The 21,674-nt window shown below is 68.9% G+C and carries 16 protein-coding genes; 6 read left to right on the top strand and 10 right to left on the bottom strand.

The window, feature by feature from the left end; translation table 11 throughout:
• Window positions 1-119 precede the first annotated feature (119 nt).
• Complete coding sequence (locus ACZ60E_RS16745; protein WP_469441138.1) at window positions 120-3,320, bottom strand: family 78 glycoside hydrolase catalytic domain; 3,201 nt, start codon at window positions 3,318-3,320, stop codon at window positions 120-122.
• 1,247 nt (window positions 3,321-4,567) lie between these two features.
• On the opposite strand from ACZ60E_RS16745, the gene ACZ60E_RS16740 reads away from it, so the two are divergent.
• Together ACZ60E_RS16740 and ACZ60E_RS16735 are read left to right on the top strand one after the other, a co-directional pair.
• Complete coding sequence (locus ACZ60E_RS16740; protein ID WP_107021548.1) at window positions 4,568-4,762, top strand: ribbon-helix-helix protein, CopG family; 195 nt, start codon at window positions 4,568-4,570, stop codon at window positions 4,760-4,762.
• A complete protein-coding gene (locus ACZ60E_RS16735) occupies window positions 4,759-5,151 on the top strand; it encodes a type II toxin-antitoxin system death-on-curing family toxin (protein WP_469441137.1) in 393 nt (130 codons plus the stop codon). The genes ACZ60E_RS16740 and ACZ60E_RS16735 overlap by 4 nt, the downstream gene beginning before the upstream one ends.
• 592 nt (window positions 5,152-5,743) lie before the next feature.
• On the opposite strand, the gene ACZ60E_RS16730 is transcribed toward ACZ60E_RS16735, so the two are convergent.
• Window positions 5,744-5,974, bottom strand: a complete 231-nt coding sequence (locus tag ACZ60E_RS16730) for a hypothetical protein (protein WP_469441135.1) — start codon at window positions 5,972-5,974, stop codon at window positions 5,744-5,746.
• A gap of 614 nt (window positions 5,975-6,588) precedes the next feature.
• Here ACZ60E_RS16730 and ACZ60E_RS16725 point away from each other — a divergent pair.
• A complete protein-coding gene (locus tag ACZ60E_RS16725; protein ID WP_469441134.1) occupies window positions 6,589-9,456 on the top strand; it encodes an AfsR/SARP family transcriptional regulator in 2,868 nt (955 codons plus the stop codon).
• 292 nt (window positions 9,457-9,748) lie between these two features.
• Window positions 9,749-10,867, top strand: a complete 1,119-nt coding sequence (locus ACZ60E_RS16720) for a DUF418 domain-containing protein (protein WP_469441132.1) — start codon at window positions 9,749-9,751, stop codon at window positions 10,865-10,867.
• On the opposite strand, the gene ACZ60E_RS16715 is transcribed toward ACZ60E_RS16720, so the two are convergent.
• Complete coding sequence (locus ACZ60E_RS16715; RefSeq protein WP_469441128.1) at window positions 10,812-11,384, bottom strand: sigma-70 family RNA polymerase sigma factor; 573 nt, start codon at window positions 11,382-11,384, stop codon at window positions 10,812-10,814. The genes ACZ60E_RS16720 and ACZ60E_RS16715 overlap by 56 nt on opposite strands.
• A gap of 128 nt (window positions 11,385-11,512) precedes the next feature.
• Window positions 11,513-12,709 carry a peptidoglycan recognition protein family protein gene (locus ACZ60E_RS16710; protein WP_469441126.1) on the bottom strand — a complete coding sequence of 399 codons (1,197 nt, stop codon included), beginning with the start codon at window positions 12,707-12,709 and terminating at the stop codon, window positions 11,513-11,515.
• Window positions 12,710-12,969: 260 nt separating this feature from the next.
• On the opposite strand from ACZ60E_RS16710, the gene ACZ60E_RS16705 reads away from it, so the two are divergent.
• Both ACZ60E_RS16705 and ACZ60E_RS16700 read left to right on the top strand, forming a co-directional pair.
• Window positions 12,970-13,530, top strand: a complete 561-nt coding sequence (locus ACZ60E_RS16705; RefSeq protein WP_469441123.1) for a sigma-70 family RNA polymerase sigma factor — start codon at window positions 12,970-12,972, stop codon at window positions 13,528-13,530.
• The gene (locus tag ACZ60E_RS16700; RefSeq protein ID WP_469441121.1) at window positions 13,527-14,237 is read left to right on the top strand and encodes an anti-sigma factor; all 711 of its coding nucleotides are present in this window, start codon (window positions 13,527-13,529) and stop codon (window positions 14,235-14,237) included. The genes ACZ60E_RS16705 and ACZ60E_RS16700 overlap by 4 nt, the downstream gene beginning before the upstream one ends.
• Before the next feature lie 1,005 nt (window positions 14,238-15,242).
• Here the strand turns inward: ACZ60E_RS16700 and ACZ60E_RS16695 are convergent.
• From ACZ60E_RS16695 to ACZ60E_RS16670, 6 genes are all read right to left on the bottom strand, one after another.
• Entirely contained in the window at window positions 15,243-15,857 is a 615-nt protein-coding gene (locus ACZ60E_RS16695) for a hypothetical protein (protein WP_469441118.1), read from the bottom strand.
• A 353-nt stretch (window positions 15,858-16,210) separates the two neighbouring features.
• Window positions 16,211-17,239: a trypsin-like serine peptidase gene (locus tag ACZ60E_RS16690; protein WP_469441116.1), complete on the bottom strand. Its 1,029-nt coding sequence runs from the start codon at window positions 17,237-17,239 to the stop codon at window positions 16,211-16,213.
• 265 nt (window positions 17,240-17,504) lie between these two features.
• The gene (locus ACZ60E_RS16685) at window positions 17,505-18,386 is read right to left on the bottom strand and encodes a hypothetical protein (protein WP_469441114.1); all 882 of its coding nucleotides are present in this window, start codon (window positions 18,384-18,386) and stop codon (window positions 17,505-17,507) included.
• A 243-nt stretch (window positions 18,387-18,629) separates the two neighbouring features.
• Window positions 18,630-19,667: a M23 family metallopeptidase gene (locus tag ACZ60E_RS16680; RefSeq protein ID WP_469441112.1), complete on the bottom strand. Its 1,038-nt coding sequence runs from the start codon at window positions 19,665-19,667 to the stop codon at window positions 18,630-18,632.
• Window positions 19,668-19,689: 22 nt separating this feature from the next.
• Window positions 19,690-20,469, bottom strand: coding sequence for a hypothetical protein (locus tag ACZ60E_RS16675; RefSeq protein ID WP_469441110.1), 780 nt, complete (start codon window positions 20,467-20,469; stop codon window positions 19,690-19,692).
• A 103-nt stretch (window positions 20,470-20,572) separates the two neighbouring features.
• Window positions 20,573-21,670: a hypothetical protein gene (locus ACZ60E_RS16670; RefSeq protein WP_469441107.1), complete on the bottom strand. Its 1,098-nt coding sequence runs from the start codon at window positions 21,668-21,670 to the stop codon at window positions 20,573-20,575.
• Between the last annotated feature and the right edge of the window lie 4 nt (window positions 21,671-21,674).

Raw genomic sequence — 21,674 nt, 5'->3', positions numbered from 1 at the left:
CGCGTCCGTCGAGGCCGGAGACTTCCAGCGTGCCACCGCGGGCATGCCCTGCCCGCCCGTCCAGGAGACGTAATCTCCTGAGGGAGTAGCTCACTAACGGCCCGGGTGGCCGGTCCCGGTCAGGAGGTCTGAAGGGCTCTGGCCGTCATGGTTCCGGAGCCGACCGGCCCGATCCTCAGTACTGTTCCCGTGAGGTCCGTTATCTGCTGCACCACGGCGTCTGTTGCGCCTCCGGGGGCCTTGGCCTCGATCTGGTAGGTCTCGGGGGCGGCGTCCGCGATCTCCACCTCCACCATGGCCCGGGAGTTCGGTGGCAGGGTCACCGCTGTGACGTGGCTCGTGCTGTCGTGGTGTACGGATACCGAGACCGGCCCCCGCACGGACGGTACCGTTCCCACGACGTCGGTCAGCGCGCCGGTCCTCGGCCGTATCAGGAACTCCGCCGCCCCTGGCTCGCTGACCTGGACGCCGAGCACATACCGGGCGATCGCGTTGGCCGGAGCGGAAGCCCATGCGTGGGAGAAGCTCATGTTGGACTTCAGTGAGGGATCCCATGCCTCGGTGACGATCGTGGCCTTCAGCTGATCCAGCATGTGCAGCCAGGAAGCCGTGGCCGTCGAGGTCATCAGCCCGATCGCCGCGTCGGAGCGGCCGAGCCGGAAGAGAGCTTGGAGCAGGAACTGCGATCCGTAGACACTGGCTTTCATCCCTCCTGAGGCCAGTGTGTCGCCGAGACGCTGGCGCAGGTCGTCGGGGAGGGAGTCGGCGACACCGAACGCGACGGGGAAGGCGGTGGCATGCTGGGCGCTGTGGGTGGTCCCGACGCCGTCGAGGAACTGGCCGGCGGCGGTGTCGAGCAAGGCGGTGGTCATGCCCGCAGCCAGGGCGTCGGCCCTCTCCCGCAGCAGTTCGGCGTCGTCCGTTCTCTTCAGTGCGGTCGCGCAGTTGGCCAGTGCTTCGAAGGCCGCGTACTGGAAGGCGTTGACGACGGTGTTGACGTCGGTGAACACGTAGCCGTCGCGGCATGTCGCCGGCCAGTCGACCATGTCGGTGGGGGCCGCGCCGGAGCCGGGTCCCTTGTGCACCAGACCGTCGGCGCCCAGGTAGGCGGTGAGGTTCTTCGCGGCGAGGAGGTCGTAGTCCTTGGCGAGTTGCCGGTCGTCCCCGGTGGCGAGATAGTCCTCCCACGCGGAGATCGCTGGCGACAGGCGGTATTCGGTGGGCCAGGTGCCCTTGCGCACCAGGTAGTCGTTGGACCAGCGGGCCAGTGCGTAGGAGCGCTGCACCGCGTACTCGGACAACTGGTTGATCAGCGCGTCCCCTTCGTAGGGAGCCCGCTCGCGGGTGGGGGTGTCGACGTAGATGTCGCCACGTGTCGCCTCGATGGAGTACCGGCACAGCTCCCAGACGCGGTCGAGGTCGGGGTCGGAACTGCTGAAGGAGGCGTCCGCGTCGTCCCAGTCGACCTTCCAGGCGCGTCCGGTCACAACGGCCTGCGACAGGTCGAGGGTTGTGCGCAGTTCGGCCCAGCGGAAACCGCGGTAGCCCCAGTGCTCGAAGCGCTGGGCACCCTCTCGCAGGGTCCACACCTCGCGGTAGGTGTTGCGGGCGCGCAGTGTGTGCCTGACGGTGCCGTCGGAATTCAGCTCTTCGCCCAGACGTACTTCGATCGTGGCTCCTGAGACGCCGGTCACCTGGAGTGCCAGGCCGCCGACGATCTCCCTGCCGAGGTCCACGAGCCAGCGGCCTGCGGCCACTTCAGTGACGGAGGCCGGCGTCACGTCGTGCGGACGGACGGGTTCGATCAGCGCGGGGACCAGACCATCGACCGACCCGCGGGATGCGGGAGTTTCCCAGTCGCCCTCGTCGAATCCCGGCTCGGTCCAGCCGACCGGCTCGTGCCGCAGGTCCCAGTATTCCTGCGGAGCCGTGTAGTTGCCGGTGCCCGCGCTGCCCTTCGCGGGCAGCAGGCCGTCCTGCCGGCGGGCTCTCCAGTCACCGCCCGACCCGAAGGTGTCCCGGGAGCCGTCGGCGTAGGTGATCTCCAGCTGGGCGAGGAACTTCTGTGTCGAGGTGGTGTAGCAGAGCGCGGCCAGAGCGTTGGCCTCGCCGGAGACGACGGTGTCCGTGATGTCGAAGACCTGGTAGGCGACTCCGGCGCCCGAGCGCACCGAGGCATAGGCCACCACGCTGCCGTTGCTCCACACCTTCGCCACGTACTGCCGGGTCGGGGACGGGGAAGTGGCCGCGAGGTAGAGAACGGCGGCGGCTATGTCCTTCTCGCCCGGGCTGTACTCGTTGCGCAGCAGCGCCCAGGTGTCGTCCTGGCCTGAGGACGAATAGAGGGAGGAGGCTCCGGCGGGGAAGGTGAGCGCCCCGTTCGTGACCGTTCCCCCGGCGAAGATGCCCGCGTCGGTGCTGAAGTCGTCATCGAACAGGACGGTGCCGTCCGCGCCGACGAAGGAGACCCGGTCGTAGAGCTGGGATTCGGTGGAGCCGTTGCGCAGACCGACGTTTCCGCTCGTGTAACGGGTGTCGCTGGTGGTGTCGACGACGGTCCCGTTCACCGTGGTGGTGAAGGTTGAGCCGGTCATGGCGACGGACAGGTCCACCCATTCCCCCGGGGTGACGGCGAACGGCAGCTGCACCTCGGCGAGCACGGTGTACGTCCCGTCCACACAGACGTGCTTGCGGAGGACGCCCGTGCTGCCGGCCCGCAACTGCCACATGTAGTTGTCGTAGACGCTCGCGGCACGGAACCACAGGCCGGCAGCCGTGGACGTGATCTTGAGGCGGGCGGTGAACGTACCGTCCGTGATGGTCTTTCCTGCGGGAGCCCAGATCGGCTCCGCCACCCATTCGTCCTCGATCGATGTCGCCAGCAGTGCGGGCGTCGACCACGCGGAGCGCGTCCTCGTCCAGCTGCGCACCCGCCACCAGTACGCGGTCCGGGCCTCCAGCGACGGCCCGGCATACGACACGGCGACGGAATCGGCGGCCGTCACCTTGCCCGAGTCCCACACCAAGTGCCCGTCGGCGAACCCGTCCGGTGCGGAGGCCAGTTGGAGCTGATACGCCTGCTGCACCGTCCCGGTGCCCAGGTCCGGCACCTGCCAGCTGAAGCGGAGGTCTCCTGCCGTGTCGGCTCCGAGCCCCTGCGGCAGGAGATCGGCCAACATGCCGGTGGGTGCGGTCGACCGTGCGCTCGCGGCAGCGCTCCCGGGGGCGGCCGAGGCCGGACCCGGCCGGGTCAGGATGACGGAAGCCGCGACGGCGCCGCCCAGTTGCAGAAGTCTTCGTCGTGGCAGGTCTCGGGACATGACAGCGTTCCCCGATCTGTGAAAGGTTTCAATCAAGTTGCCGGGAGATTAGAGCTCGGGGCTCCAACAGGTCAATATGCGTGCAGGTATTTAGTAAAGTCGGAAATTGAATCGTTCAATTTCTGGCCGCTGGGCACGACGGTTATCGGTACGCAGGAGCGACTGGGCGCTGCCGTGCGAGACGCACCGGCCGCCAGGGTGGGGTGGAGGAGCAGACCCCTTGGAGGGGGCAGAGGATTCCTGACCGGGGCTAGGCCCTGTCGTCACATTCCCGTCTGCCGGGCGACGCCTGGCACGCTCCCCCGGCCTCCGGCCGGGGGGACCCCCAGAGCACGCACCAGACGCCGCCCGGCCCGCCCTGCGGGCGGACGTCGGGAATGTGACGACAGGACCTAGGCCGGTGGCGTCGGCGGACGTTCGGGGGAGACTGGTCGTCGACGGACGCGGCACGCACATTCCTGGTTCAGGGAATCCGCCGCGCCGATGAGAGCACCGGACTGCGCAAGCGGGGCGTGACAGCCGCGGAGTGACATGACCGCCTAGGCGCACACCAATGGTGACGAACTGTCAGTTATGGACTGTCAATGACGAACTGTCAGTGGTGAACCACCAGTGGCGAATCTCCGGTCGAGGAACTGGCGGCCGACGTCCTCTCGGCGGATCTGGTCGAAGCGGCTGGTTGAGCGAGCTGATCCGGCCGTCGTGACGCTCATGTGACGCTCTGGGTGCCCTCATGCCCCTCGGTGACCTGAGAAAGCTGCTCTCACCTGGTCTTTTGCACATCTTGCTCAGGCTGATGTCTTTTCGATGACGGCGAACGTGGAGTGCGTGGCTGTTCTTGAGCCTACGGAAAAGGGCCTCTGAACTGCCGCTTTGCATTCCAGGTGATCGGGTCGACCTATTTTCGCCAGCGGAAGGAGTCGGCTGTGGATCTCGCGGGCGACGTAGCGATGAGGAATGCAGAATCTCGACGCTCAAATGACGCTGAGTACAGGAAGCCTCAACCTCGCGGAACTCTCCGGCCCCGGGCTGCGCGGTGTGGAGCCGTCGATAGGGGGCAAGGGCTCCGGTTCGGGGATCCGACTGCGCTTTGCCAGCGGCGGTCCGTGCCGCTACCTCGTCGCGCGCACCTTGGAACCGAGCACGTGGCCCGCCAGAGCCACAAAGGACTGCGCGGTCGTCAAAACTCTGAGTGGCTGACATCGCCTCACCTCGCCACGCAGATACCAGTCAGGTATCATTGCCGTATGGCGATGACACTTCGACTGCCCGACGACCTTGACGCGAAGCTCACCGAGCGGGCTCGTCGGGAGGGCCGCAGTAAGCAGGAACTCGCCATCGAGGCCATCCGCGACGCCCAGGACCGGGCCGAGCTGAAGGTCGATGACGTTCTGGTCGAGCTCATGGACAGCGATGCGGAGATCCTGGACTACCTGAAGTGACCGACGTGCGCTACATCCAGCTCGACGAAATCCTGGCCATCGCCCGTACGGTCAACGGTACGGAGCGCAGCGTGCGTGACATGGGGCTTCTGGTGTCAGCGATCGAACGGCCCCAGGCGAACGTGTTCGGAACCGGGTTTTATCCCACGCTGCACGAGAAGGCTGCAGCACTGCTGCACTCCGTCGCCCGCAACCACGCACTGATCGACGGCAACAAGCGCACCGCTTGGCTCGCCATGCGCGTCTTCCTGCGGTTCAACGGCGTCAGTGCCAGCACCGCCCCACCGCCCGTCTCCATTGCCGGCCCATTCGTCGAGGACGTTGCGCAGGACGACATCGATGTACCGGTCATCGCGAAGCGCTTGGCGGCCTGGTTACCCGTTTCCTGACGTTCGACGACGTGAGTGAAGGCAGGGCACGCGCGTGTCCTGCCCTCGTGCGTGGTCCTGCCCTGCTCGGGTCAAGCATCCGCAGCCGATTGCAGACGTCTGGCCAGTTGCCGTGGTTCTTCGGCAGGAACACCCATCGGGTACCGGCCTGGAGTCGAAGGCGACCGCGCCGGTCAAGCCGTTGGCAGGTCCCGCCGGTGGCCATCTCGCTTCGGCGTTCGGTTCGGGGGCAACGGCTCGGTCCACGCCCACTGCGCGTCAGCCAACGGCATGACCGGACCGACGGTCGACTGATCTGAACGAAATGGTCCAATACTTCAGCCGCCTCGCCCCCACCAGGTCGGGCAGCGAAATCCTGCTGGAGTGCCAGGTCACCGAAGGAAAGTCAGTGTTCGACGTCGAGAGTGCGGAGAAGCAGACACGGAAAGGGCGGCCCAGAACGGACTGAGGTCCGATTCGGGTGCGCCGTACGCTGCCGCCCGCTCTGATTGGATGGATTCTGCTCCTGATGTGATGGGGCTCGGTACAGTCGGCGGAGCCTTTTCGGCTGCCTTCTGAAAGGCCGCCGAAAAGGCTCATTACATCCGTCGGTTCAGCGCTTCTGACTCGGAGAAGTGGCGGGATGGTGAGCAGTGCCGTACACGTACTGGTTCACCATCTGCCTGGTCCGTGGGTCTGCGGACTGCTGGAACTGTGCATTGTCCGCCACCCGCCTCGTGGCCGCTTCACTGGCCTTGTACGCGGCTTCGAGCAGCGCGTCGTGCTTCGCGTCACTTGCGCGGAACTGAGCCGCCAGGGCGTCGTCCGCAGAGTTCCCACTCATGTTTCCGTCCTCCACTGTTCACGATCTTATGCTTTCGAATGTAGCTACGCCGGAGGCCAGTGAAGGGTTCAATCAGAATCCTGTTTGGAATTTTTGAACCGCCGGCACGCTCATGACGTAATGGAGGTCGCGTAGTTCGGCCGACGCGGGACACGGTTCCTCGACGTCTCTCCGGTCGACCGCCTTGTCGGCGGTGAAAGGCTTTCCACCAAGCAGGTTCTACTTCGTGATCCAGCCGTGTTTCTCCATGTGTCATGAGCCACGGATCTACGACCGGGCCGCGGTCAGGCTGCCCACTATCGACGGCGCGGATCCCATCCATCGCCGCTGAGCGTCGGCCTGCCGCAAGCTGGCGGATCCTGGCACCCCGTGGAGATCGCCGTACCTCCTCGCCCACACCCCGACGGACCTCGACTTCACCGAGCCGAAAAGACTCAAAGGGCCCTGTGGGCAGGGTAAATGGAGAATCGCGGCTGGCGTACTAGAGTTCGGTGTCCCGGCGCAGCGCACTCCGTAGGAGCCTCGCCCCGCGGCAGTCGGAGCTTGCCGCTCGGACTCGTGTCAGACCCTGACCGCCGTGCTGCGGGCCGAGGAACATGCGAGGAGGAGACCGGTTGGGCAGCGAGCTGCGGTTCAGTGTGCTGGGTCCTGTCAGAGGCTGGCGCGGAGCCGAGGAGGCTGAACTCGGCACGCCTCAGCAGCGGGCGGTCCTCGCCGCACTCCTCCTCGCCGAAGGCGCGCAGGTCGGTACGGCCGAACTAGCCGAGGCGGTATGGGGAGCCGGGCCACCCGCTTCGTCGGCCGGCGTTCTGCGAACGTACATCCACCGGCTGCGCAAGGCCGTCGAACCCGAGGACGCCACCACCGGGTCCGTGATCCGCTCCGTCGGCGACGGCTACCAACTGCCCACCTCGGCGGCCCGGACGGACCTCAGCACCTTCCGTGCTCTGCTCGCCGGCGCCGAACGGGCGCGGCAGGCGGGTGATCCGGCGAGCGTGGCACAGCAGTTGCACGACGCGCTCCGGCTGTGGCGGGGGACCGCGCTGGCCGGGATCCGCGGCGAGTACGCGCAGAACCAGCGACAGCGGCTCGACGAACTGCGGCTGTCCGCGCAGGCGCGGCGCATCACGGCCGAACTGGACCTCGGTTCCTGCACCGAGGCCGTGGCCGACCTCACCGAACTGGTCGCCGAGCACCCTCTGGACGAGCGGTTCAGGGAACTGCTGATGCACGCCCTGTACCGCTCGGGCCGGCAGGCTGCCGCACTCGACAGCTACCGCGAGGCACGACTACTGCTGGCCGAGGAACTGGGGGTCGACCCAGGCCCGGCGCTTCAGACCATGTACCAGCGGGTCCTGCGGGCCGACCCCGGCCTGCTCACCGCGCACCAGCGGTCCGCGCCCGCCGCCTGCGCGCCACCCTCGGTCGTCCCCGCCCAACTGCCGTCTCCGTTACCGGTGTTCGTGGGACGTGAGACCCAACTGGAGATGGTTCGGGAGCTGTCCGCCGGAGGCACGGCGGTCGTCGGCGCCGTCGCCGGCATGGCGGGTGTCGGCAAGACCGCCTTCGCGGTGCACTGGGCGCGGCAGGTGGCTCACCGCTTCCCCGACGGGCAGCTCCATCTGAACCTGCGCGGCTTCGAACCCGTCACCCTGCCCGTCAGCCACGAGGACGCGCTGCGCACCCTGCTGGAATCCCTGGGCGCCGACCCGCGGGCGCTGCCCCAGGGCACCGACGCGCTCGCGGCCAGATACCGCACCCTCCTCACCGGTAAGCGCGTGCTCGTGCTGCTCGACAACGCCCGTGACGCCGCGCAGGTCCGACCCCTGCTGCCCGGGGAGCCCGGCTGCCTGGTCATCGTCACCAGCCGCGACCAGCTCTCCGGTCTGGTCGCCGTCGACGGCGCCGTCCCCATCCACCTCGACGTGCTCTCCGTACCGGAGGCCCGTGCGCTGCTGGCCCGACGCCTGGGTCCGGCCCGCGTGGCGGCCGAACCGGAAGCGGTCGACGCCATCATCGACCTGTGCGCCCGTCTGCCGCTGGCGCTCGCGGTCGCCGCCGCCCGCGCGGCCATCCGGTCGGCCTTCCCGCTGAGCGCGCTGGCCGATGAACTGCGCTCCAGCACACGCCGGTTGGAGGCCTTCGAGAACGGCGACGCCCTGGCCGACGTCCGAACGGTGTTCTCCTGGTCGTACCACGCGCTCACACCTGACGCGGCCCGCCTCTTCCGGCTGCTCGCCCTGCACCCCGGACCCGACGCCACCCTGTCCGCCGCCGCCGGACTCGCCGGACTCAGCCTTCCGCGCACTCGCCGGCCGCTCGCCGAACTTCTCCGGGCCCATCTGCTGACCGAGACCGCGCCAGGCCGTTACGCCTCCCACGACCTGCTCCGCGCCTACGCCACCGAACTGGCCGAGGAGCGGGAACCGGCCACTGAGCTGCACGCGGCCCGTCGGCGCATGTTCGACCACTATCTGCACACCGCGCACCGGGCCGTCGCGCTGCTCAACCCGGCCCGGCGGCTCATCGAACTGGAGCCGGCGGCCGAGGGCGTACCCGTTGAGGAGTTCGGTGCCGACACGGACGGCGCCAAGGTCTGGATCGGCGCCGAGTTCCTGGTGCTGACCCGGGCCGTCGAGGCCGCCACCGCCCACCACTTCGATCACCACACCTGGCAACTCGCCTGGTGCATGGCCAACCACGTGCATGAACGGGGACGTTGGCACGACCTGCGGGCCCTGCGCCTTGCCGCACTCGACGCCGCACGCCGACTGGGTGACCGGGCCGCCGAAGCCGACGCACACCATGGCCTGGGTGTCGCCCTCGCCGGACTCGGACAGCTCCAGGAAGCACGGAACCACATCGAACAGTCCATCGAACTGTTCGATGTGGCGGACGGCGGAAGAGACCGCCCGGAGTGCTACGTGACCCTCGCCTGGGTGGCCGATCAGCAGGAGGACGTGAAAGCGGCCCTGGACGCCTCGCGGCAGGCCCTACTGCTCTACCAGGCCCAGGAACGCCGTGACCCGGGTGACGAGCGAGCCAGGACCGGCGTGGCCGCCGCTCTCAACGCGGTCGGCTGGAGCCTGTCCCGCCTGGGCCGCCACCGTGAGGCGCTCGACCGGTGCCGGGAGTCGCTGGACAGGTGGCTCGGCCTCGGGGAGAACATCCACGCGGCGCACACCTGGAACAGCGTCGGCCACGCCCACCACCGACTCGGCGAGTACGACGCGGCCGTCGCCGCCTACCACAATGCGCTGGAGCTGTACCGCGGCCACCGAGATCTTCCGTGGTTCATCGCGGGCAGCCTCAATCGCCTGGCCGACACCCACGTGAGCGCGGGTCGCTCAAGCGACGCGCGGCGTGCCTGGACCGAGGCGCTGGAGATCTTCGAAGAACTCGACCACCCCGACGCCGAGTCCGTCCGCACCGCACTGCGCCGCCTCGGCGAACCGGGCCCGGGGGAGGGGAAGCCTGCCTGACGACGCTCCCGCCGCCCGGGTACCGGGGGCGGTGAGTGAACCGCGGAAGGTGACCCAGCCGTAGGTGGTTGCCATGAGGAACACCCGGAGGCGAGCCGCCCTCCCGTCACCCCTGGCGTCGAGCGACCCCGATGACGTCCGCCGCCCACCCGCTGACCGGTACCCCCCGTCCCGGCCGCGGGAAAGCACGCCACCCATGCCCCCGGGCGGCCGACGAGTCCCGCCGCCGGGGAAGGCGCTCCGGCTTCCGCAGGTCGACGTGGTACGCGGCTTCGCTCTGCTGGGTATCTGCATGGTCAACGCCCCGGTGCTCGCGGGAGCCTGGAGCCTGACGGCGGGCCCGGCCGCGGCGCCGTGGGACCGGACAGCCGTCTGGCTGGTCACGGCCCTGTTCACGACCAAGTTCTATCTGCTCTTCGCGTTCCTGTTCGGCTACAGCTTCGTCCTTCAGGAGGAGGCGGCGGCCCGCGACGGCGTGCCCTTCGCCCGTCGCCATGCCCGCCGCCTGCTGGGCCTGTTCCTGCTGGGCCTCGTCCACGCCGTCCTGCTCTACCCCGGCGACATCCTCATGACGTACGCCGTTCTCGGCGCGCTCCTCTACGCGCTGCGGAGGCTGGACCCACGAGCCCTGCTGTGGACGGCTGGCGCCCTGGTCGCCTTCCTGTTCGGGGTGTTCGTCGTCGTCGGCGTCCTGGTGCTGAACCTCGACGACGCCGGGCAGGTCTTCGACCCGGCGCTCCAAGCGCGGCAGACCGCGGCCTACCGGGGCAGCATCGGCTCGGTCGTGCACGCCAACCTCGCCGCCTGTCGGCAGGCGTTCACCGGCGCGCTCCTCTACGGCCCGCACCTCCTCGCCGCCATGCTGACCGGCCTCGCCGCGGGCCGCAGCGGATCGCTGGACCCCGCGCGCCGCACGGTGGGCTCCCCCGTCCGGCGGCGCCTGCTCATGGCGGGCCTCGTGTTCGGCCTGCCGGGCGGCGTCCTGACGGCGATGTGCGGCAGCGGCTCCTTCGACGGCCGCTACTACTACCTCGGTCAGGCGGTGGACATCCTCACCGCGCCCGTGCTCAGCGCTGCCTACGCGACCGCACTGCTGTCACTGCTGCACGGCAGGTACGGCCCTGCGATCGCCGCGGCGATCGCACCGGCTGGCCGTACGACCCTGTCGCACTACCTCCTGCAGTCCGCCGTGCTGGCCTTCGTCTTCACCGGCTACGGCCTCGCCCGCTACGGCACCGTCGGCCCGGCCGCCCTGGCCTGCGGCTGCATGCTCCTGTGGATCACTCAACTCGCGCTCAGCGCACATCCGTCGGTACGTGGGCGATACGGTCCCGCGGAGGCCCTGTTGCGCCGTATCACCGGTGGCCGTCCGGCGACGCGGCGGGCGGCTCCTCGTGGTACTGACGGGTGAGGGACTTCCGAAGGGCCGAAAGGCCGTAGTGCACACGGGACTTCATGGTGCCCTTCGGGATGCCCAGAACCTGGGCGGCCTCCTCCAGGCTGCGGTCACGGTAGTACACCTCGAACAGGGCCCGCTGGTGGGCCGGGGACAGCGTGGCGAGCGCCGCACGCACCACCATGGCCGTCAGCACGCCCTCCTCGATGCCACCCACGCTCGCGTCGTACTCCCGCCACCCCTCGCTGTCGACCTCCCGGGGGCGTGTCCTCGCGCCGCGGTAGTTGTCCACGACGAGGTTGCGCGCGACCCGGAACATCCAGGGCCGCAGGTCGCCGTCCCCGCAGCTGCCGTGGGCGCGCCAGCAGCGCAGCAGCGTCTCCTGGACGATGTCCTCGGCCCGGACGGGATCGCCCCGCAGCAGGCGGCTCACGTAGGCGTGCAGGGCGAGGACCTGGGTGCGGTGGTCGGCCCGGCTCTCCTCGGCGTCCGGCTGACCCGATCCGCCGGACCCCATGAACGTCCAACTCATGATCACTCCTTGGGTGTCCGGACCGGGCCGAGCTTTGGCGCACGACGGCGCTCCCCGTCGGGCCACGCCCGTGTGGTGGTCGGCGGAGGTGGAGGGGGGAGAGGTAGGCAGAGGGGAGGGGGAGGCGGTCAGCGGATGAGCTCGGCCGCTCGCTCGCGTACGTCCGTGAGGTCCAGATAGGTGGCGGCCCCAGGGCATTCGGTGGACGTCCAGTCCCGGTGGCCGCCGAGGGCGGGACCCTCGGTGGACTTGCCGCTGGTGGGACTGACGTAGGTGACACCGGCCAGCGGGTCCAGCTCGTGCCGAGCGGCGAGGGACGCGGTCAGCCGCACGAGGGAGTCCCGCATCCGGGCCGACGGCTTCTCCTTCTCGAAGTCACCGAGCAGGGCGATGCCGATGTTCCCGGGGTTGAAGCCGAAGGTGTGGAACGCGGTGACGACCTTGTCGTCGGCGTTGTGCGCGGGTACACCGTCCGTGCCGCTGAACCGGCCCTCATAGATCATTCCCTGACGGTCAATCAGAAAGTTGTAGCCGATGTCCCCCCAGTCGTTGGAGACGGCGTGCTGCTCGTAGATCGCGCGTACGGTGGCGGCGGGATCGGGGTCGTCCACGGGGGTGGCGGTGTGGTGGACGGTGATGGCCTGCACAGGGGTGAAGCGGGTGGGCGAGGACTGCTTCCCGTCCGCGGCCAGGCGCTTCGCCTCGTCGGCACCCCAGTCCGCGCGGAGCAGCAGCCCGGGCGGCGGGAAGGCGACGCCGGACCCGGACGGTGCGGCTGACTTCGACGGGGTACCCGGCGTCGTGGTGCGCCCCTTCCGTCCGAGCCGCCCGGCGTCGATAGCGATCGCCTCGACGACCTTCACCCCGGCGTCGACGTCGAGCTGATAGCCGTAACTGCCCCGCGCCGGTACGAGAGCCCGGTGCGGCGGCGCCGTCGACCTGGTGCGCAGGATGTCGGGGTCCTTGCCGCACGGGCAACCGGCGGTGACGTCCTGCCAGTCGCCCGGCCTGCCGCTCCGGTCGATCAGCCGCAGCCGTACCCCGTGCGGGGACCCGGTCCAGGTGACACCGACCGCGGTGATCGGGAAGGAAGTCCGCTTCACCCCACGCCCCGGGGAGGCCGCCTGCGACACCCGGACCCGCGGCAGCGCGCCGCCCACCGGACCTCGGTGGTCCGAGGCCGTCCCGCCCGAGCCTGTCCCGCACGCTCCGAGCAGTGGCAGCCCGGCGGTGGCGGCCCCGAGGACCGCGAGGAAGCGCCGGCGGGACGCGGGAAGCCCGCGCTCCGCCGGGGTCCGGTGTCGGGGATACGTGTTGGTCACCATGTGCTCCGTCGGGATCGGCTGCCTTGTACCGACACCTACGGCGCACCGCGGAAAGTGAGTTCACTCCGTTTCGGCGAGCCAGGAGGGGACCGCGGCACCGATGACTCCCACGGGCGTCCGCGAGGGACTGCCGGGTGACACAACCGGCCTTCCGCAGTGGGTGGTTGACGAGTGATCCATGTCACCGGCGTCCGTTGAACCCCGGGGCTGAACTGCTCGATGTGTCTATCAAACCAGCGGGGAAACATGGGAGACAGTGAATGGCGATCCTGCGGCCACGTGCCACAAAAGCCACAAGTCATGAAGCGGTCATCAGGGCTCTGTACGCCGAGCACGGGAAGGCGTTGCTGGCGTACGCGACGCGCCTGACGGGGGACAGGCTGATCGCGGAGGACGTGGTCCAGGAGACGTTGATACGTGCGTGGCGTCATCCCGAGATCGTCAACGACCCGCAGGGGTCCCTGCGGGGCTGGCTGATCACGGTGACGCGCAACCTGGTGGCGGACCGCTATCGCGCGAAGGCGGCTCGTCCGACGGAGGTGGGCGAGAGCGAGGCGACGGTGCCGGTGCAGCAGGACCACGCCGAGAACGTCGTCGAGTCGGTCGTCCTGATGGAGGCGCTGGCCCAACTGAAGCCCGATCAGCGGAACGTGCTGATGGAGGTCTACTACCACGGGCGCAGTGCTGCGGAAGCGGCGGTGCGGTTGGGTATTCCGGAGGGTACGGTCAAGTCCCGTGCTCATCATGCGTTGAAGGCGTTGCGCAAGGTGTATGCGGGCAGGCCGGGCAGTGATGTTCAGTTGCGGAAGGTGGCAGTGTGACGACGCGGGAGCACTCCCATGACGGGCTTCTCGGCGCGCATGTGCTGGGCCTTCTCGATGCCGGTGAGCGGTCCGGGCTTGAGGAACAGATCGAGGCGTGCGAGGTATGCCGAGTGGAGCTGGCTGATCTGAAGGCGCTGGAGGCCGAACTCGGTGAGGTGCCACCTGAGTTCTTCCTGGAGGGTCCGCCGGAGGACGGTGATCTGCTGCTTCGGCGGACGTTGCGTCAGGCGCGTGCGGAGGAGGCCGTCGACCGGCGGCGCCGGGGCGTGCTGGTGGGTCTCGCCGCAGCGGTCCTCGCGGGGCTGCTCCTCGGCACCGGGTATGTCACCGGGCAGGCGCACACCTCACCCGACACACTCGCGTCCCGGTCCGCAGAAGGGGACGGGGGCGGAGCCTGGACGGGGTCGGCGACGGACTCGGCGACGCGGGCGACGATGAAAGTGAGCCTGACACCGGCCGCGGGCTGGGTCCGGATCGAAGCGACGGTCGGCGGCCTCCGGTCCGGCGAGAAGTGCCGGCTGGTCGTCCGGTCGAAGTCGGGCGAGCGCGAGATCGCGGGCAGCTGGGTGGTGGGGCGCCCCGGTGAGGGAGCCGCGGGGACGGGCCTGGACCTCTCCGGCTTCGCCGCCGTACCCCTGGAGCAGGTGGAATCCGTGACCGTCGAGAACGACCAGGGTGAACAGTACGTCGAGGTCGAGGCCTGACCGGGCCTCAGGTCACCGACCGACAGACCTCTGCCGACCAGCCCCTCAGCGAACCCTCAGCCTGGCCCACGCACGCGGGCCAGGCTGCCGTCGTTTTTCCGGGCACGTGTCGTCCCGGTCCCGGGCGGGACAGAACTCCACGTGGTCGGCCGCCGTATAGCCGTATGAGAGTGCTTCGTAGCCTTGTGTGCGAAAGGAAAACACATGCCGGACGCGGTCGACGGGACGTTGTTCCTGTCGGAGATAGACCATCTTCTGTGGTGCACATTCCAGGGAGTCTGGTATCCGGGCGGGTTCGACAGGTCGCGCGTGGTCGGTCCGGTGACCGACGCCTCGACACGGCTGCCCAGGTCCGCGACTCTGGCACTGCAGTACACGGAACGGAACGACCAACCTCCGTCGATCACGTGGTGCGACGGGACCGAGCAGAGCCTTCAGCAGCCATGGAAACCCTTGTGGGCCGTGGCCGTGCTGGAGGATCCGCGGACGGAGTCATGGGCGCGCGACAGATGGGCGCAGGCCAAAGCCGGTCGAGTCAGCCTCAGCAACATAGCGCCCTCCCCGCTGCCGCCGAGGAACATACCCACAGGCCCCAGTGTGCCCCTGGTCCCTCATGGGCAGCACAACGTGCAGCGGGTCAGCCAGTACGCCACGGTGTATCCGGCGTACCCGGTGGCCTACCCGGCGTCGTCCCGTCCGGTGGCACCGGCGCCGAGCCACAGCCGGCCGCAGTACGCGTACGCCTATCCGTACGGCATGCCGGTGGTCACCGCACCTCATGGTGCACCGGGCAGAGGAGCACGTTCCTGACCGGCTGAGCGTCGCCGGGGCCGGGTCCGGGTCCGGGTCCGGGTCCGAGCAGGGCGGAATCGTGCCGTCCTGCGCGGCCCGGCCCTTGCACTCCGCACCACACGGCTGAGCCCGGCATCGCCACCCTTTTTGCAGGTGGCGGTGCCGGGCTCGGGAACCCACCACGCTCCGGGCCCGGCCGCGTGGGTGATCAGCTCATCGCTGCTGCTGAGGCCCGCGCTGTTGCTGCTGTTGCCGCTGGGCGGCGTAGTACGCGTTGACCTCTTCCTGGGTGGGAGGCCGCTGGGTGCGCGTGGGCGCGGGAGGAAGCGCTGACGCAGGGCCGCCGTGGCCCCAGAACTGGTCGTGCTGGCCGGCGGAGTGCGCGTGCGCGCTCTCCGCGAAGTCGACTGCTCCGCCCACCATCTTCTGGAGCCTCACCCGGGTCTCCTCGTGGACGCCCACGGCGGCTCGGGTAGCCGGGCTCGGCCGCGCCCCGTGCTCCGGCACCCAGTACCCCGCCCTCTCCCCCGTGGCGACTGCGCGGTGCCCCGCATCGGCTGCGGCGCGGTCGCTCTTCCTCGCGAGGTAGGCCGGGGTCAGAGCGGGATCCATGAACGCCTCCTGGACGCTGTGGGATCCGCCCTCGCCGGCGACGGTCCTGATGCCCCTGATGGTCTCGCTCACGTCCCGTCCGACGGTCGGCTCTCCGTACGCGCCGTGCTGACGCAGGACGTTGTCGATGTGCTGCGCGGCCTCCCTGCGCGGCTCGCCCGGTCCGCCCGGAGCCTGTCCCCGCAGCTGGACGGTTGCCTGTACCGCCTGGGCCATGGCCCAGAGCGATCCGGGCCGAGGACCCGAAGAACTGGCCTGAGGCCGTTGAGGATCGGAATTTGACGCATGCGGCATGTGAATCGAACTCCTTCGGTGTGGAAGATCTGGTGCGGCATTGAGCCGGCCGGTGGAAACGTCTCGGTAGATCGTGTCCCTGCCGGCCGAGCTCCTTCACTCTCCACTACGCCGATGAATACGCCGACAGTTCAATGGATCCGGCCCGCATTCCTATTGAACCGATCGCCACGTTCCTGCGTTGCTGTATTCGGAACCGCATACCTCCGGGATTTTCGGAGGGCCGTCGAAGAAAGATTCTGTTTCGCTGATTGCGGGCTTATGAGGGGTGGAACTCAGCCCGTGTCCGCGTCCGCGCCGACGGTGGTGAGCAGTTTCTCCGCTTCGGCGCCCAGGCGGGGACCCGCGAGCCATTGCGTACTGCTCGGGCCCACCGAAGTGTTGCTGACGAGCACCAGCGTGCCGTCGTCCCGGCCCATGAACCAACCGCCGCCTGACGCACCGCCGTTCATCGTGCAGCCGATCCGGTACAGCGTCGGGTCCTTCTCGGCGATGGACAGCCTGCCGGGCCGGTCCTGGCAGGAGAAGAGCAGATTGCCGTCGAACGGGGTCTCCGCCGGGTAGCCCCAGATCTTGAGCGTGGGGATCCTGGTGATGGCCGGCGCGTCGAGCGCCACCGGTATCGCGTACCCGATTGCCTCCTCCAGGGACGCTGTGGGATCGCCCGAGCGACGGACGTGCAGGACCGCGTAGTCGTAGGCCGCGCCCGCCCCGCCGATCTCCTCGCCCTCCCGGGCCCAGCCGGTGGAGACGGACGCCCGGTCCGCCCACCAGACGCCCAGCGGCGAGATCTCCCGCGTCTCTGTGTCCGCGCTGCTCACCCCGGGCAGCGCCTTGTTGTTGTACGACGGCACGAACACGATGTTCCGGTAGAAGACGCCGGTCCGGCCGGTGTGCACGCAGTGGCCCGCGGTCCACACCAGGCTCGACGCACCGGGGTCCGCGGGGTCCGTCACCGCGGTCCCGGAGCAGACCCTGCGACCCCCGGGGGTGTTGAAGAACACCTTGCCCAGGACGGCCGCGTTCTCGACGTAGGGCGCCTGCTCGGGCTCCGCCGGAACGCCCTCCGGCTCCGGGTCGGACACCCGCGGGTCGATGTCGGCCTTGTCCGGCATCGCCATGTCGTAGGGGGTGGCCTCGGCCATGTCCGACGACGACCAGGTCTTCGGCTCGGTGAACTCACCGACATTGCCCGGGACCTCGGCGGGCGGACCCTGGCAGCCGGTGAGTGTGAACAGCAGGGCCGCTGTCACCCACAGCAGGACTCCCCACGGCCTTCCGGCCCTGCCGTCGGGCCCCTTCATCGCGTTTCCCCTCACGTGGTTGCCCTGCCTTCCTGTGCCGTTCCTGCGCCGTGCGGCTGTCCACCGTGCGGCGTTCTTCCGTGAACCGGTCGCGTTCCTGTCGCTGCCCCGCCTCCCGTCTCCGGTCGGCCTCGCCGTCGCGCGGCCCCGCTTCCGGTGCAACCGCGAGCGGCCATCTCCGTCGGGGAGGGAGTGCCTCGACGGAGATGGCCTGGCCTGCGGTCAGTGCCCGCGGCAGAGGGGGATATCAGGGATCACCGACCGGTCACTCGGTGCTGAACTCGCCGATGAAGACGGAGCGGGTCCGGTTGTCGAAGTCCTCCGCGGCGAGGTTCGCCGAGACACCGCGCTCCAGAAGAAGGGACTTTCCGGTGCAGTCGGGGCCGTCCCAGAGCTTGATCGGCTTGCCGGCCGACTGGTCGTCGTCCGGGCTGATCGAGGAGATGGCGCCACCCAGGGAGGTGTTCTTGCAGCCCCGCCCGGAGACGGTGCCGACCGCGCTCTCGGAGTCGTCCGGGTCGTCGGCGAACTTGTACCGACCGTCCACGGAGCGCTCGACCAGTTCCTTGGCCCCGCCGCCGGCCGAGCCGCTTCCGCCGGTGCCGTTCTCCTCGATCTCGGGCTCGGGCGCACTGCCGCCGTCCTGGCCTGCGCGCTGACCGTCGGGGGTCACGCCGAACCAGGTGCCGCCGACGCCCTGGCCGTTGGTGTCACCGGGGGCGGTGTCCTTGCTGAAGAGGTAGATCGGAGCCTTGCCGAGGGTGAGCTGGAAGCCCTTGCCCCGCTGGATGAAACCGACGTCGGACTTCTTGATGCCGTCGATGAACACCTTGCCCCCGGGCTTGACGAGATAGGGCGGCCAGGTCTTCTCGCACTCGTCGAAGCAGTTGGACTTCGACGGCTCGTCCTTGTCGAACCGGTAGAGAACGAAACCTGCGGCGTTCGTCACCACGGGATCCAGATCGCCCGCCGAAGCAGCCGACAGCTGCACCCAGTTGCGGATGACGGGACTCGACTGCTTGGACTGCTTCGCGGGTGCCGCGTTGGCGGCGAAGTCACCCGTGCTGAGATCGGCCTTGTTCTGCTCCGCCGTACCGTCCTTGAAACTCACCTCGTCCGCCGCGATCGACGTTTCCGAATCCTTCACCGCCCCCTCGTCCCCGCCGCCGCAAGCGGTGAGGAGAAGGGCACCGGCCATTACGGTCGCCGCAACGGTGGCCATACGAGTGCGATACATGGGAGAACCCCCGAGAGAAAGTGGTACTGAAAGTTCTGGTCTTTTCAGATCGGTTGACATCCGCAACACGGCTGCCGTGGCGGGTGGAGTTCTAAAAAGAACCCCGCGTTACTCAACCGTGACGAATGTGGGGTGTGGTGACGGACAGGGAGGTCAGAGCCGCACACCGTGATGCGCCAGATAGGCGACCGGGTCGATGTCCGAGCCGAAGACGGGTTCCGTCCGAACCTCGAAGTGGAGATGAGGACCGGTCACATTGCCGGTGGCCCCGGACAGCCCGATCCGGTGCCCGGCGGACACGGTCGCCCCCTGTCGTACGTCCAGCCGGGAGAGATGGGCGTACAGGCTGTACTCGTGCTCGGCGTGCCGGATCAGCACGTAGTTGCCGTAACTCGCGTCGGTGGCCGACATGAGCACCGTCCCCGGCAGCATCGCCGCCACGGGAGTGCCGACCCGCACCGCCAGGTCGACCCCCGTGTGATGACCCGTGGTCCAGTTCCCTGCCTGGGCGTAGGCGGAGGTGATCACATATCCCTTGACCGGCGCGGTCGCCGCGCCGGCCACCCGACCCGACCCCGACCCCGAGTTCCGGGGCTGCCCCGCACTCGGCGACGGTTCGGGCGTATCCGAGTCCGAGTCCGGGTCCGCGTCGGAGTCCGGCGGCGCCGCGACCGGGTCCGGGTCGCCACCCGGCTCGGAGTCCGCGTCCTCGTTCCCTGTCAGCTCCGGCGCCAGGATCACCCCGCCGTCGGGCTGCTCGTCGGCGTCGGCAGGAGGCATGACGCTCGCGGTCGGAAACGCCGGGAAGGTGGTGACGGTCGACAGGGGCGGCGCATCCCCGGCGGTGGTCCGCTCCCCGCCCGACAGGGCGAACGCGGCCACCGATCCGACGACGAGAAGAAAGCCGACACCGATGATCGCCAGGGTCTTCCGGTCGAGACCGAACAGGATCGCAGCAGAACCGGAGGAACGCGCGACACCGGGAAGAGGCGGCTCGGCGCGAAAGCGTGGCTCTCTCCGAAGCCGGGGCATTCTGGTGAATCGCGGGACACGCAGGCGAAAGCGCGACCGCTCCGGTGCCCCGAAGTCCGCGTCGGCCTGGAAATCCGCGTCCGGATCGACATCCGGTTCCTCGCTCTCGTCGCGGTCGGCCAAGAGATCGGGCCGGAGCGGCTGCCTGAAATACTCCACGGGAATCTCCGGACGTCGAGGCTCAGTTCGGATACTTCGGTGCGATGTTGTCGCTAGCCTCGGGCTGCCAGGACGAGATCTTCTCGTCGATCCCGTTGTTCGGACCCTCCGGATTCAGATTCGGCAGATAGGTCCGCGAGGGCATCTTGATCGCCGCGCCCCGGTAGTTCTTGTCGACGTAGAAAACGAGGTCGAGGTCGCTGAGATTCTGGATCGAGCTGATCTTGTCGTTCAGTTCGGTGCCGGCCTTGAGGATGGGCAGGTCCTGGCACTCACCGCGCAACTCGGGTTCCGTGCAGACGCTGACCACTGCCCGCTCCGTCGCCCGCCCGGCCACCTGCGGCTGCCACGAACTGATCTTGTCGTTCAACTCGACCGGGGACTGCGGGGTGCTGAGGTTGTCGATGGACTCATGGGGCTTGATCGTGATGGACGCGCCCGCGAAGTCATTCTCGGAGTAGAAGGTGATGCTGAAATTGTTGTCGTTCCGGATCGAGCTGGTCTTGTCGTTCCGCAGACCAGCATTGGCCGTGGCCACCGGCACAGATGCGCAGCGCTCGAAACCTGTGTGCTCGCAGATCTCGACCTTGAACTCACCCTGCGGGTTGGGGTTGTCCTCGAACGCCGGCAGGGGGATCGGCTGTTCCGAGACCGTGCGCTGCTCACCGCTCAGCGCCGCCAGGTCGGACTTCTTCGAGGGCTTGTCGGCACCCTTGTCGGACTTCTCCGCCCCGCAGGCCATGAGTCCGAAAGAGGCCACCAGAAGTGCCGCCGTGTACGCCGCCATTCGGGCCTGAGTCATTTCTGTTTCCTCAAGTGTGTGGATTTTTGTTTCCTTGACGAAGCCGCTTCGGATAAACCGGCGATGACTTCATGCCTCACAACGTGAACAGCCGACGGGCAGTTCAAAGAATTTTTTCCAGGGACGCCGCGAACGCGGGCGGAGTCACCTGGGCAAGCGTCGACAGACGCCGCTCGGCCGCCGCGTAGCGCTCGGTGCCGTCGGCTCCGCTGATCCGGTTCCACAGTGGCAGCAACCGCTTCCCGAGCGGCACGGCGGCGATCGGTGTCGCCAGCAACTCCCAGCTCGCCAGAGCACGTTCGATGTCCTCGCGGGCCCGGTCGTCGCCCTGCCGGTGCCGTAGCGCGGCCACCTGGAGCGAGAGCGTGATCGCCGCGGCGTGCTCACCCATCAGATGGGCCACATAGGCTTCGAGCGCGCGGGCCTCCAGCGTGTAGAGGTGATCCGGCCCGAAGCTATGAGCCGCCTGCCGTTCCAGCGCCGCCGCCTGGGCTTTGGCCAGCGTCAACTCACCGCTTGTGACGGTCTCGCAGACCAGCGCCACCCCGGCGACCAGTTCTTCCGGAACGGTGACCGGTCCCGGTCCCGGTCCCGGAGCCGGAGCCGGGAATGCGCTCGGGGTTGGGACGGGCCGTGCACCAGGACCCGGCGTGGGCCTCCTGACCATGGGCAGTACGGAGGTGTCGTACTCCTGGTACGGGCCGTGCCCCACGTCTCTCGCCGGCCTCGTACTCGTGGCCGAACTCGAACTCGAACTCGAACCCGTAGCCGTACCCGCGCCGGGCCCGTCCTGCGGTGAAGGTACGGCCGGTACGGCAGCTGGGGTCGCCGTGGGAGGCTGCGCCGCCGTGGGCGCCTGGGTCTCGTCGGCGGCATCCAGCGGCAGCGGATCCTCCAGCAGTTCGCTCGCGCCGTCCTCCCGCACCCGGATGCGCAGCACGAGGCGCCGCCGCTGGTCCAGGATCGACGCTTGCACCGGCGCCGCCCGGTCCAGCGCCCGCTGGTGCAGACGGTCGAGCACGACGGCCTGCGCGGCGTCGCCCGAGGCAGCCGTCGCGATGACCTCTCCGTCGACCGTCACGGCGCCGTCGGTGGAGATGAAGACAGGGCATGGCCGCTCGTAGAGCCGGTCACCCCGGCCCACGTCGGCGCCGGGGTCGGACTGCGCGTTCTTCGCGTCACGCCGGTCCAGTTGGTACATGGCT

It is taken from the genome of Streptomyces sp. NPDC102514, assembly GCF_055584525.1.
The sequence above is the reverse complement of the archived record's forward strand: the minus strand, read 5'-3'. Positions and strand labels throughout refer to the sequence as shown.

Excerpts from the sequence above, each read along its gene's own strand:
- ACZ60E_RS16675 (WP_469441110.1), bottom strand. The coding sequence starts at position 20,469 with ATGACTCAGGCCCGAATGGCGGCGTACACGGCGGCACTTCTGGTGGCC.
- ACZ60E_RS16710 (WP_469441126.1), bottom strand. The coding sequence starts at position 12,709 with ATGGTGACCAACACGTATCCCCGACACCGGACCCCGGCGGAGCGCGGG.
- ACZ60E_RS16740 (WP_107021548.1), top strand. The coding sequence starts at position 4,568 with ATGGCGATGACACTTCGACTGCCCGACGACCTTGACGCGAAGCTCACC.
- ACZ60E_RS16720 (WP_469441132.1), top strand. The coding sequence starts at position 9,749 with ATGGTCAACGCCCCGGTGCTCGCGGGAGCCTGGAGCCTGACGGCGGGC.
- ACZ60E_RS16715 (WP_469441128.1), bottom strand. The coding sequence starts at position 11,384 with ATGAGTTGGACGTTCATGGGGTCCGGCGGATCGGGTCAGCCGGACGCC.
- ACZ60E_RS16670 (WP_469441107.1), bottom strand. The coding sequence starts at position 21,670 with ATGTACCAACTGGACCGGCGTGACGCGAAGAACGCGCAGTCCGACCCC.
- ACZ60E_RS16705 (WP_469441123.1), top strand. The coding sequence starts at position 12,970 with ATGGCGATCCTGCGGCCACGTGCCACAAAAGCCACAAGTCATGAAGCG.
- ACZ60E_RS16695 (WP_469441118.1), bottom strand. The coding sequence starts at position 15,857 with ATGGCCCAGGCGGTACAGGCAACCGTCCAGCTGCGGGGACAGGCTCCG.
- ACZ60E_RS16745 (WP_469441138.1), bottom strand. The coding sequence starts at position 3,320 with ATGTCCCGAGACCTGCCACGACGAAGACTTCTGCAACTGGGCGGCGCC.
- ACZ60E_RS16690 (WP_469441116.1), bottom strand. The coding sequence starts at position 17,239 with ATGAAGGGGCCCGACGGCAGGGCCGGAAGGCCGTGGGGAGTCCTGCTG.
- ACZ60E_RS16730 (WP_469441135.1), bottom strand. The coding sequence starts at position 5,974 with ATGAGTGGGAACTCTGCGGACGACGCCCTGGCGGCTCAGTTCCGCGCA.